Below are 12,843 nucleotides of genomic sequence, written 5' to 3'. Positions count from 1 at the left end.
TTACCGTTTTACTTATAATGTTTGGGGATAAAAGCGTCCAGAAAACCCAATTTACTACCATCATTATTTCCAACGAATTGCCGCGCTTTTAGAGTTATCCAATTTGCGCTCGTTTCTAGATGATTACGGTTTTTCATATTGAGTTTGGCAAAAAGTGCCAGTAACTCTTGTATTTCTTTTATCCCCCCTGATTTGCTATTTGCTGCCTTGAGTATCTTATAGGTTCTATTGACTTTGCTTAGCATTGTTTCATAGTATTTTCCAGGTTTGGTAGCTTTGGCCAAACCACGTAGAGCATATTCCAAATCTAACATTAAACCTGTAATAAACATAACGCGGAGTCTCTCTTTTGATGATACTGCATTTTCTTTATTATTTGCGGTTACAAAATTGTGGCGCTCCGTTCCTTGTGACCAACTAACTAACTCGAAAGCACTTCCCGCTTTGTGACCACCTACATTGACCAATTCTTCATCAGGCACACTGTGGCAGTCGTAGCAAGTTTGAGCTATTGAATATATATCTACAGGATTGTTCATCCCTTTGTCTATCGATTTTTGGCGTCTCGTTATTTTGGCAACTGTTTTGTCGTTGTGTACGAGAATCCAATCTTTCCCCGCTCCATGACACAATTCGCAAGAAACGCCAGAGACAACCTTGTTTGTACCTCCCTGTTGTGTATAATGGCATTTGTCACACCGTCCACTTTTTTTGATAGAGCCTTTACCACCCAGTTTTTGGAAAATATTTTTCGCTCTAGGTCTTTTTTCCATTTCTGCAAAAGTTTTGTAATGCGGTGTTTTTTTCCAGACCTGGGCTTCTTGGGTATGGCAGAAGCCACATTTTTTTGCCGTTACTATTTTTTTTATATCTACAGGTCGTTTTTTTATCGCCGAAATTCTTTTGATTTGCTGTTGAGTTTCCTGTTTTGACAAGAAAACCTTCGTTGTTTTTTCTTGCGTTTTTTCGATTTTACTTTTTGATGTTGTTGCTTGGTTCTTCTGAACAACTTGTATATCAGCCTTTCTTTTTCTGCTTTTTTGTACAACATCATTCTCGTGTTGATCTACCACTGATTTTGTATTTGCCATCTCATTTTTATATTGGTCGACCATGTACCTTATACTGCCATAAGGATCTGTTTTAAATGACCTAGCATGATAGTTATGACACGTGGTGCATTTTTCATTTGCGACATTGCGATTATGACAACTGCTACACAAATCTTTCGATATAGACCGAAAGCTAATGAGTTTTTTGCGATCATAATTCTCATCAAAAAATTTGTTGTTGCCTCCAACAGGATCTTGTTTTTTTAATATATGGCAAGAGGAACAATCCATTTCTGCTAAGATATGTTCCCGATGTGAAAAACGTGTGAATTGTACTTTGGGTTTTGTTTTACTAGATTCCCAGTTAATTTCCCACGCCGCATCTTTACTTTCTACTTTATCAATAGTGTGGCATTTTAAACAACGATTTACCGCATTCAAAACATAATGGGTGTTGCCTTCCACTTCACCTTCAGAATCAGGCTTGTCGGTGTTGTAGCTTCTAACCATTAAATCTAACCATGCTTTCATGACCGGATCTTTGTGTCGGGAAGGTCGATAGTGTAATGTATAATTACGAAAGTACCAACCTGTAGGAGAGTTTTCGTCTTTGAACTCAAAGTTATTAAACCGCTTGCTGTCTTGGGTATTAATAGGAGGAAAAACGCGAGATTGAATTACTTGTAGAAACTCAGCAACATTCGGAAATAGATTTTTTATCGTTTCACTTTTAATGGAAACGTGTAGTATTTTTTCGAGACGTCGTTTTAGTGCCAAGGTATTCTCACTAGTAATCTCGTCACAAAGACGCTGAATCATCATTATGTATGCATTGATGGCTTTGATTTCATTCTTTTTGCCATTCGTAGGAGAATCTGCGATGTGATCGTACAAAAACGTATCTAAGTATTTCGATATATCGTCATCACTTAATTCTTTATCTTTGGACAACAAAAGCCTCATAAAATCAGTAGCTTCGCCTGTATCTTCTTTGTCTATAGAAGGCCAGTGGGTAAATTTGGGGCGTACTTCGAATTGTTTAGACTGCAGATAAAATTTTTCCGTTAAGAATCCTGGAAAGCGGATAACAGCAATGTCTTCATCCTCTTTCAAAATGTTTGTTTGATGGCATTGATTACAAGCCTCTTCAAAATTTTTAGTTAACATGGCTTGCTCACTTTTATCTAGTTCGTGGCACGCATTGCAGTTGTGAGGTGCTGTGCTAGACCTACTGCGATCCTCAAAGTACTCCTCAAAGTGGTTTGTGTGATTGAAGTAGATATGAGTACCTTTTTTATGCGGGTAGTTATCAAAATTTGGATGGCCTTTCCAAAAATCAGAAGAACTTTGGTTATGGCATATCTGACAACTGTTATTATCAACCACCGAGAGATTGAAATTACGTCCTTGATGTTCTTTATGACAAGAAGAGCAAGCTATTTGAGGAGAGACGGCATTGTCTAGATTTTTTTTAGCTTGCGACAGCGTTTGGGAAAAACGAAATTCTTCAACTTTTTTATCATTCAGACCATACTTCTTCCAATGATTTTGTGATAAACCATGAATATTTAGCGCTGCTGATGAAGACTCTTCCCCTCTAATATCTGTTTCTTGTTGGTGGCAGCGAATACATCTTTCTGTATTTGAAATACCTTGTCCTTGATGACAAGTCGAGCAGCTATTTTCTGGATTAACACGCATACTTGCAATATTGTGTGCCGTTGTAATTTTACCTTGCTGCAACGAATTATAAATCAAAAATATAATTAGAAAAGTTACTGTAACCAATACATATGAGGATTTGATCTTAAATTTTTTATCTAAAAAACGGAAATAATTGCCCAAAAATCTGAACGTAGAATTTATTTTCCAAAGAATCAAACTTTCTTTTCTATTTTCTATTTCTGAAAAATCTTCGGTGGAAAAAGCAACGGCACGCTCTGTTGTATTGTCTGTTGGGATATCATTTTCTGAGCTGTTTATATCTGTTTGCGCTGAGGATATACGTGCTCTTTCTTCAGGAATTTGGTTTACGCTATTTTCTTTTGGTTCCTCTTTAAGAGGATCTACGCTATTCGAACTGTTTGGAATATCGTCAACTAGCACTTTATTTGAATTGTAGCTCTTGTATGTCTTTTTTATACTGCCATTTTGCATTTCTTCGTCGGAAATTATTTTAAGCCATATTTCTTTTGTCTCTTCAATATCCATGAATTTTTTCTACCTTTTTATTGTATTGATTCATTATTTACTCATAAACGATTGAAATTCATTCATAAATCGGAGATATTCACTATAATTCCACAATGATAAGCAAAAAGCGTAAATGTAAATTCCAACATAAAGGATGCATGCCATAAGAACGCTCAAAGCGAGCGCAGAACTAAATATCTTAGCTATATATAAAAAAATTTGTTTTATTGAAAAACGTAATGAAAGAATTGTAAGAATAGTGATCAAAAATACAACTACTGGTACTGTATACGTGTCTTTATTTTCAATAAATGGATTACCTGAAATAAAAATTGCTTTGAGAAAACCCGTAAAATGGTAAATAACCCAACAGTACAACGTTATTTTTATACGGCTCAAAATATGAACCATCGTTTTTTTTTCTTGGTCTTTTTTGTGTATTTCTTTTTCTATTTTCTTTATATCAAGAGAATTATCAGCAAAACGTTTCAAAAATATGATTTGCGATTTTGCAATGGCAATATCCTGATTGGCCAAAGCAAATTTCAAATATGACAAGCGTGCGGCATATTCCCCTTCGATTGCTCGAGAGTTACCTTTCCACAATGCCAATGCTTCCTGGAAAGAGGCAATCGTACTCGATAAATCATTGTAAATCAGTTCATAGCCATCAACCTTTTTTCGATTCTTTTTCAAGTGTTCAATTTTATCAAGACTTATCGCCAGAGATTTTTGAGCTCTGTTACTAATATCAATGCTCTCCCTATGCTTTAAAAAGTTTTCGATGTCTTTTTTGAATTCCTTAATTACCTGATAACGCTGATTCTTATTTTTTTGCAAAGCGCGAACACAAATTTGCTGTATCTCTAGTGGTACATCCTCTGTAAATTTCAGCTGCAATTCTTCGGTGAGTTTTGCCAAAATTTGCAAAATATTCTCTCCAGTATTTGGCAACTTCCGTGTTAAGATTTCATATAAAATACCACCGAGCAAGTACACATCTGTCCACGGTCCAATATCACGTCCTTGGCCTCGCGCTAATTCAATGGGCATATAACTTGGTGTTCCCATAGGGTGTCTGACATACAATCGATGGATTGCCTTAGGCGTATTTACTCTACTGTCATCAATATCCACCGCAATCCCCCAGTCCATGACCAAAACTTCGCCAAACGCGCCAATCATGACATTTGAAGGTTTTAAATCGCAATGGACGATTTTCTTGCTGTGGGCAAAATCTACAGCATTCATAACACTAAACAAGATATTAATGTGATCTTGTGTATCATAGCTTGCGGCCATTTTACGCTGCTCTGCCGTTTTGGGATGTAGTAAAGAACTCCATGGCACACCACCGACAAGCTTCATCGCGAGCATAATCTGCTGTGAAGACTGTTTTAGCTCATACACCGGAACAATATTGGGGTGATCTAGAAAAGCAGTCACTAGAGATTCGAAAACAAAACTACTCTTTTTATTCTTGTCATTGTCCATCATTTTTTTGATGGCGACTTCGCGTTGTAAACTATGTTGTTTGCCACGAAAAACAACTCCCATTCCCCCACGTGCAATCTCATCTAAAATTTCATAGTCCTCGTTTCCATAACTCATTTGTGCAGTATTTGCTATGTCGACGTTTTGATTATTTTGACCGAAATTTGGGGCAACTGTATTTTGGCTTGTGAAAGTTTCGCTGATTTCTATATTCGCAATTGTTTTTTCATTTGTGAAAGTTCGGTTTACCTTTTCGTTGGCAATTGTTTTTTCATTTGTGAATGTTTGACTTATCTCTTTTTTTGCAAGTGTTTTTTCATGCGAAAATGTTACATCTTTTTCTTCTGGCATTATGGATTCCCAAAACTAGTTGTATACAATGTCGATATGTGTACAACAATTGATATTTCTTTTGTGTCAGATACATCAATTTTAAGTACTTTCTACACAAAACAAAATAACAAAAATGACTCAATTTTGAGCTAGCTGTTTTTTATGAAAATTTGAAAACGAGCTCGATTAGCTTCACGAGGCTCAAGTAAATTGATCTCGTAGCAAACCAGAAGTAATAATGAGGGATTATGGTGGGCTTTAAAACAAAATTGCATCAATTCGTTGATACGGCCATTTATCAAAGCTTGTATCGACGAATTGATGTTTCGTTTTCATTTTGTTGAGGTTTGTATATTGCTTATTGATGATTGTATATTTTTAATGTATTAGAAGCTAACTTTCTGTCTTGATGTCTTCTGTCGTTTGCATAAACTATGTATGTGGGTTCACTTGTTATCGAATGCGAAAAGCTACGTACGGTTGATGGTGATTGGGTAGAGATATTCTTTTCGCCACGCGAGCGGTATAGAACTCCACCGACCACGTCCACCATCCCCATCTTTTGTTGATCCATCGTTTTACTTTTCTAGTTCTTGGCTCATCATACACAACTCTTTTCCATCTTCGGTAGGTTGCGATACCTGCCTTCACTTCGATGCGTCCTATTCTCATCTTCGCACCTCTGCTTTTAAAAGATCTGATGATCAAATCTTTTAACGCTCTTTTACCTACACCTCTTAGGTTCCGCGCAAAATGATCGATATTTCTATCCAAGTAATTGCTGAAGTAAACCCATGGATTTCCAGAATACGCGGATAAACCGAATTTGATGTATTCTTTCTCGTCGATCGTCACTCCCCAAACGACGTCCCAACCACCGCGTTTGATATTTCTCTGAACTTCACCTTTGCTACTTCCTGCAAAAACAAAACTGGAGAGAACTGTCATCGTCAAAATAGTTAAGCACTTTTTCATCACGAAACTCCTAATTGAAAGTATGAATTTGTTTTTCTTTACTCATCAATACGACGGAGTTTCTCTGATAAAAAAATTTTTTTTAGTCTTGTTGTATAAAAAACTATATGTTTAATGATGAATAGCTCAAAACTTTTACGTTATTTTTTATTAGAAGTTTCTGTTTTAAAATTGGAAGAGTCATGAAACTGTTTACTAAATGAGGCCGCATGATAATTATGACAAGATGTACAATTTTCGCCTACTAAATTACGATTGTGACACTTACTACACAAATCTTTTGAGATAAACTTAAAATCACTCACAAATTTTTTGCTATTGTGACTACTGAAAGATTTATTATAGGCTGCTTTATTAAAGTCTGGATATTTTTTTAATGTATGGCAGGAAGAACAATCCATTTGCGCTAAAACGTGCGGCTGATGCGAAAAACGTGTAAATTGAACTTCCTCTCCTCGCTTACCAGGTTTCCAGTTAATTTTTAACACCGAGTCTTTTTGTGAAGACTTTTCAACACTGTGACATTTGAGACAACGATTCATGGCACTCATTATATAACTAGTATTCCCTTGGACTTCATCGTAATAGTCAGGAGCATCTGTGTTATAAGTTTTTGCCATCAAATCTAACCACGTTTTCATGAAGGAATCTTTATGTTTCATGGGGCGATATTGTAATGTATAGTTGCTGAAATACCATCCTGTAGGAAGTTCTTTCTCTTCGAACTCAAAAGCGTTGAAATGCCTTTTGCGCTTAGAGTTTATTGGCGGAAGAATTCGCTCTTCCACTACTTGCAAAATATTACTAACGTTAGGAAATAGATTATCAAGTGTTTTGTTGTTGATAGAAACACTGAGAACTTTTTGTAAACGTTCCTTTAGAGCGGATGTATCTTCATTCGTTATTTCATCGCAAAGACGTTTGATCATTAGTACATATGCGTTAATTGCCCTAATTTCATTTTCGTCTTCGTCCGAAGGAGATTCCGCGATCATATCAACCAAGAATGTTTCTACATATTCAGAAATATCTTCTTCTTCCAGTTCTTTATCTTTTGAAAGTAATAAACGCATCAGATCAGTGGCTTCCCCAGAATCTTCTTCATCTAGAGAGGGCCACTTTCTAAACTTGGGACGCATTTTGAATGCCTTAGACTGAGCATAAAAGTCTTCGATTAAAAATCCTGGGAAGCGAATAATATTCAAATCTTCGTCTTCTTTAAGTATATCTTTTTGATGACATTGGGCGCAGGTTTCCTCGAAACTGTTTAGAGCCATCTGTTCACCTTGCCCAAATTTGTGACATGTTTGGCAATTCTGTGATACACTTATACCTTCTTTTTTCTTATATCGATAATAGTCAGAAAAATGTGATACGTGGTCAAACATAATATTTGTCCGTCGCTTATAGGGGTATTGATTAAACTCGGCGTGGTCAGCGGAAAAATTGGCAAACTTTTTCTTGTGGCATGTTTGACATTTACGGTTGCTTAACTTAGTGAGTATGGAATTACGTCCTTGGTGTTCTTGGTGACAAGCAGAACAAGCTAGCGGGGGAAGTTTTTCATTTTTTTGTATATCTATCTCATCTAGTTTTTGTGCAAAAGGTTTCTTTATACTAAAGTTAAAGAAAGAATTTTGTTGAGTCTTCCAAAAATCAGGGTTATGTTTTTCCCAATATTCTTCTGGTAAGCCGTGAGCATTTAATGCTGTAACATTTTTTATCTCATCGGAAGATTGTTGATGACAAACTGTACACTGTAAAGCATCATTACGTGGATTTTTGTCTTGCGTGTGGCACATATGACAATTTTGTTTACTTGTATGAATGGCCGCATGTGCTGATGTTAATTCTCCCAACTGCGCTGAATTAGCAATAGCAATAATGATAGCAGGAACTAAAACAGCAATGGCAACATAAGACATTTTTATTTTTGCCATAAACTTTTCGATATGAGAAAAAATCGACCTTACAAAAAGAATGATGCGCAACATAAACATATTTTGGTAATGACCAGTTTCCAAAATATCTTTAGTTGATAGTGAGGATACCGCTTGTTTTACAGCACCATAATCGGGTAGATCATTCTTATAATAGTTATTCGCGTTATCGAAATTTTTCTTGTCCTGTATTTTTTCTTTTATGGTTGGTGGGCCTTGTTGCACAGTTGTTTCTTCCGCATCAACTCTTGCTAGATTTTTTTGTTCATCCAATTCTGCCGTTTTGTGCAGAATTGTTTCTCTTCGTTTTCCACTGTGTTTTACATTGCTTTGTGATTTACTGGGGCTATTTCCCTTGTAAGTTTTTCGTACGTTACCGCTTTCCATTTGTTCATCAGTGAGTATCTTACTCCATAAATTTTTGGTTTCTTCTATGTCCATTTACAATCTTCCTACTATGGAAAAAATATTGGGGATAATCGTTCTGCTAAAATAACTATCAGGCCTAACAATGATAACAAGAGAAATACTGAAGCCACTACCATAAAAATAAAACTCAACAACTTACCGACAAGTAAAAAAATTTGTTTGCCGGTAAAACGCAAAGACAACAACGCAGTAATCGCACAGACAAATAAAAATGCATTTATGAGACGTTGATTTTTAGAGTAAGAGCTCAACTCAACCAGAAAATTTAGACAAAAAAGAATACCATATATTGAAAAAGAATACACAAAGCGACTCCAGATATACGCAATGCTTTTTTTTTCATCGTCTTTTTCTTGAATATGCCGTTCAATATTGTGAATATCAATAGCATTTTCTGCGGTAGTAAATTTTCTTAATGCGGGTAATTGTGACTTTGCAATAGCGATATCCTGGTTAGATAAGGCATATTTCAAATACGACAATCGCGCCAGATACTCCCCTTCAATAGCTTCAGTGTTACCTGCCCACGATTTTAATGATTGTTGGAAATTAGCAATTGCACTGGATAAATCATTATAAATGAGTTCATAGCCATCAATTTTTTTTCGGTTTTTTTGCAGCTCTTCGATTTTACGTAGGCTTGTCATCAAAGATTCATGGGCACTGTTACTGATATCAATACTCGCCTTGTGTTTCAAAAAGTCTTCGATGTCTTTTTTGAATTCCCTAATCTCTTGATAACGCTGATCCTTATTTTTTTGCAAAGCGCGAACACAAATCTCTTGAATTTCTGTTGGTACGTCCTCTGCAAATTTCAACTGCAGTTCTTCGGTAAGTTTTGCCAGAATTTGCAAGATACTCTCGCCGCTATTTGGCACCTTGCGCGTTAAGATTTCATATAAAATACCACCGAGCAAGTACACGTCTGTCCACGGTCCAATATCTCGTCCTTGCCCTCGAGCCAACTCAATAGGCATATAACTCGGTGTGCCCATAGGATGTTTGATATGCAACCGATGGATTGCCTTAGGAGAGTTTTCTCTATCGTCATCGATATCCACCGCAATCCCCCAGTCCATAACCAAAACTTCGCCAAATGTACCGATCATGACATTGGAAGGTTTTAAATCGCAATGGACGATTTTTTTACTGTGGGCAAAATCTACGGCATTCATAACGCTAAACAAGATATTAATGTGATCTTGTATATCATAGTTCGCGGCAAGTTTACGGTCCTCTGCTGTTTTTGGGTGTAGCAAAGAACTCCACGGTACACCACCGACAAGCTTCATTGCCAGCATTACCTGTTGCGAAGATTGTCTTAGTTCATATACAGGAACAATGTTGGGATGATCGAGAAAAGCGGTAACTAGAGATTCAAAAACAAAGCTATTCCTTTTGTTCTTGTCATTGTCCATCATTTTTTTAATGGCGACTTCGCGTTGTAAACTATGTTGTTTACCACGAAAAACAATTCCCATCCCTCCGCGCGCAATTTCATCTAAAATTTCATAATCATCATTTTCATGATTCGCGCGAATGGTTTCTGTTATGTCGACGCTTTGGTTATTTTCACCGACATCCGTTTTTTCCTCGGAAAATGTCTGTTCGATTTTTTTTAGATCAACAGTTTTTTCACATGTGAAAGTTTCACTTGTTTCTATATTAGCAAGTGTTTTTTCATGTGTGAAAGTTTCGTTTGCCTCTTTGTTGGCAAGTGTTTTTTCATGTGTGAAAGTTTCGTTTGCCTCTTTGTTGGCCAATGTTTTGTCATGTGAAAATGTCACATTTTTGTCTTCTTGCATTATAGATTCCCAAAATTAGGTGCATACATTGTGGTGTACACACTCAATTGATATTTCTTTTGCGTAAGATACATCAATTTTAAGCATTTTTTGGAAAACAAAATAACAAAAAACGCTAAATAATTAAATAAATGAAAAATATCCTGACTCTAACGGATTTGGTGGTCATGTTTCATAAAGAAAAAAATGAAAGCACAGAGCAGGAGTTGCAGTAATTAGCTAAAGAGTAGAATTAACAGAAGGAAGATATAGTACGAGAGTAAAAGAAACTCTAAACAAACTGATACGTTATCCAATATTTCAATTTGATAGGAGAAAAGCAGAAGGTGAGGGTGTATTTTCAAAATTGTGTTGATCAACAACAGATAAAACTAATAGAGACGCAGTTGGCTAGAACTTATTTGTAACAGGTATTCAAAAGCTGGCGTCAACTAAAGTAAGCCTAATTTAGCTAGGCTTACTTTGAAATTATCAACATTAACCAAAGATGGAGTTATTTTGTGTTAATCATACCCAATTTTTTCATAATGCCTTTTAATCTAGGTAGGTATGTTTCATTAAAATCATGAGCATCTAGATCGAAACTGGGAGGTCCACTCTTCCCCACAAAATTAACAACCGGATCATCATTATCGACTAAACGGTAGTAGCGAACATCTTTCGGTGGTCGTGGATGGTTGAGATTTTCATTTACAGGAGAGCCTACTGCGACCCAGCGTAAGTGCTTTTTTACCCAAGGCCTGTAGCCTAAAATTTGCATTATAAAACACGCATTACGAACTATTGCACACCCTTGAGAGTGGCTTATAATTGTCATTGGTTCACTTTGTTTCGCTTTTTCATACATTAACCTAGCTACGCGTCTAGTACAATAATTACTTACATAAATTTTATCTGGTGCTTTTCTCAGATCAAGATCAGTAATACTCACAGTAAGTTTTTCAAATAAGTTTAGATTATACCAAGCTAAATCGCTTAAGGTTTCTGTAAAATCTAGTGCATAAAATTTATTTCCTGTATTATATCCCTTCGGATCTTCTTGGGATTGGTTGTAAATTACGTTAATAGGATGCTGTAACGAATCAGCAAGTTTTCTCATAGAAATTTGAGCTTTTGTTTTAGTAGTCAAAACACCATTAACATAGTAGATTATATGACCACCTAGCATTTTTCCTTGGCTATCTGTATCTTGTTGCAAATCTTTTGGTATGCTCACTCTTTCATCCATTAAGGCGTTTAACAGTTTTTTTAAAAGAGTTGCTTCTAGCCTACCAAACTCTACTTGTATAGCTTTTTTCAAAGTTTGCCTGCGACGCCGAAGAAACTTCATTCCATTTTCCCACTCTTTTTGAGGGTCGTAGTTTTCAATGTCAAAATTCTTGACCGCTCGAATTCTATTATCGAGATATTCTCCTGCGTTTTTGAGTTCTGAGCGTATGCCGTCATCTAAAGTTTGAAAGCGATTATCAATATACTTACTTAAAACTTTACTGCGATCACCAAGATAATCATTCGTAACTTTGAGATGCCTTCTAATATCAAAAGTAGCTTTTACAAAATTTCCTATGTGTTCCCCTTTTTCATCAACCCAACTGGTGAAAGTCTCCCAATCAGATTTTTCTTGGTAGTCACTTTTTTCGCCAACAATTCGGTAAGCTATTTCCTCTCCGCCTTTTACAGCGAAATATAGATATTCGCCGCCTACCGACCAGTTTAAATCGAGGTCTATTTTTTCGTATCCTTCTGGGGTGTCTTCATGGCGAATCAAAACTTTTATATCCTGAACAGGTTGATACCCCCCTCGTTTGTAGGCCATATATATGTATGCCCCACCTGAAGCAGCATTGAGGTCATGCCCCATAAAAGTATATCCGGGAGGAACAGAAACTTTTTCGGGACCAGCTACCAAAAATAATCCAGTAATTCTGTCATTAGGATCTTTTGGAGTTCCAACTTTATAGCACAAATAAATATATTCCCCGCCAGCACCTAAGTTAAGATCCTTTGTACTTTTGTATCCTTCAGGAATCTCCTTGCCATCCCACTTCACAGTGAAGTCTACTATTCCTTCTCTGTAGACGGTTATACTCTTTTGAACTGTAATATCTGTACCCGCAAAATTCGCCGTTATATTTAGCTCTAAGTCTCTAGTATCTGTAGATAGTGTTTTGAAAAAGTTACTCATTTGGACATTTGGATCATTTTCAAATTTCCCATGTCCACTAGGTGTAACTTTCCACAGACATTTATCTGTTACCTTGTAGAGACAAGGTTCAGTTTCGGAAAAAGAAGCATAAGCATCAAATTGAGGTTGTTCGTTTTCGTAAAACGCATCAGGACCAACAATGGTTATTCTTTCAATGTTTGTTTTATCAACAGATATTTTTGTCCTTTTAGATTTAAATCCAGGCTTTAGAATAATCCTATTTTTTGCGATTAACTCTGTTTTTGTACTTCCTAAATTTTGAGTTGTGTAAATACTGTTTAGTGATCTGTGTACCGCACCTGTCTCTAAAGATTTCCCTGTTTCAAGATTACAATCCAGATATAGCTTTTTTTCTTGCGCGGTTAAAAAACTTATCACAAGAAATAATAAAATAAAATATTTTTTATTCATATAAT

At 36.2% G+C, this 12,843-nt stretch carries 6 protein-coding genes; all 6 read right to left on the bottom strand.

Annotated features, from left to right (window positions below; all coding sequences use genetic code 11):
• Window positions 1-8: 8 nt before the first annotated feature.
• Window positions 9-3,263 (bottom strand): multiheme c-type cytochrome, encoded by a 3,255-nt coding sequence (locus tag UABAM_RS22990; RefSeq protein ID WP_151970340.1) that lies wholly within the window; start codon window positions 3,261-3,263, stop codon window positions 9-11.
• A 33-nt stretch (window positions 3,264-3,296) separates the two neighbouring features.
• Complete coding sequence (locus tag UABAM_RS22985) at window positions 3,297-5,090, bottom strand: serine/threonine protein kinase (protein ID WP_151970339.1); 1,794 nt, start codon at window positions 5,088-5,090, stop codon at window positions 3,297-3,299.
• 435 nt (window positions 5,091-5,525) lie between these two features.
• Complete coding sequence (locus tag UABAM_RS22980; protein WP_151970338.1) at window positions 5,526-6,047, bottom strand: hypothetical protein; 522 nt, start codon at window positions 6,045-6,047, stop codon at window positions 5,526-5,528.
• Between the two features lie 140 nt (window positions 6,048-6,187).
• Window positions 6,188-8,428 carry a cytochrome c3 family protein gene (locus UABAM_RS22975; protein WP_151970337.1) on the bottom strand — a complete coding sequence of 747 codons (2,241 nt, stop codon included), beginning with the start codon at window positions 8,426-8,428 and terminating at the stop codon, window positions 6,188-6,190.
• A gap of 14 nt (window positions 8,429-8,442) precedes the next feature.
• Entirely contained in the window at window positions 8,443-10,221 is a 1,779-nt protein-coding gene (locus tag UABAM_RS22970) for a serine/threonine protein kinase (RefSeq protein ID WP_151970336.1), read from the bottom strand.
• 493 nt (window positions 10,222-10,714) lie between these two features.
• Complete coding sequence (locus UABAM_RS22965; protein WP_151970335.1) at window positions 10,715-12,838, bottom strand: hypothetical protein; 2,124 nt, start codon at window positions 12,836-12,838, stop codon at window positions 10,715-10,717.
• Between the last annotated feature and the right edge of the window lie 5 nt (window positions 12,839-12,843).

The sequence above is a fragment of the Candidatus Uabimicrobium amorphum genome, assembly GCF_009002475.1.
Classification (GTDB): Bacteria; Planctomycetota; Uabimicrobiia; order Uabimicrobiales; family Uabimicrobiaceae; genus Uabimicrobium; species Uabimicrobium amorphum.
This window is presented reverse-complemented; position numbering and strand designations above follow the sequence as displayed.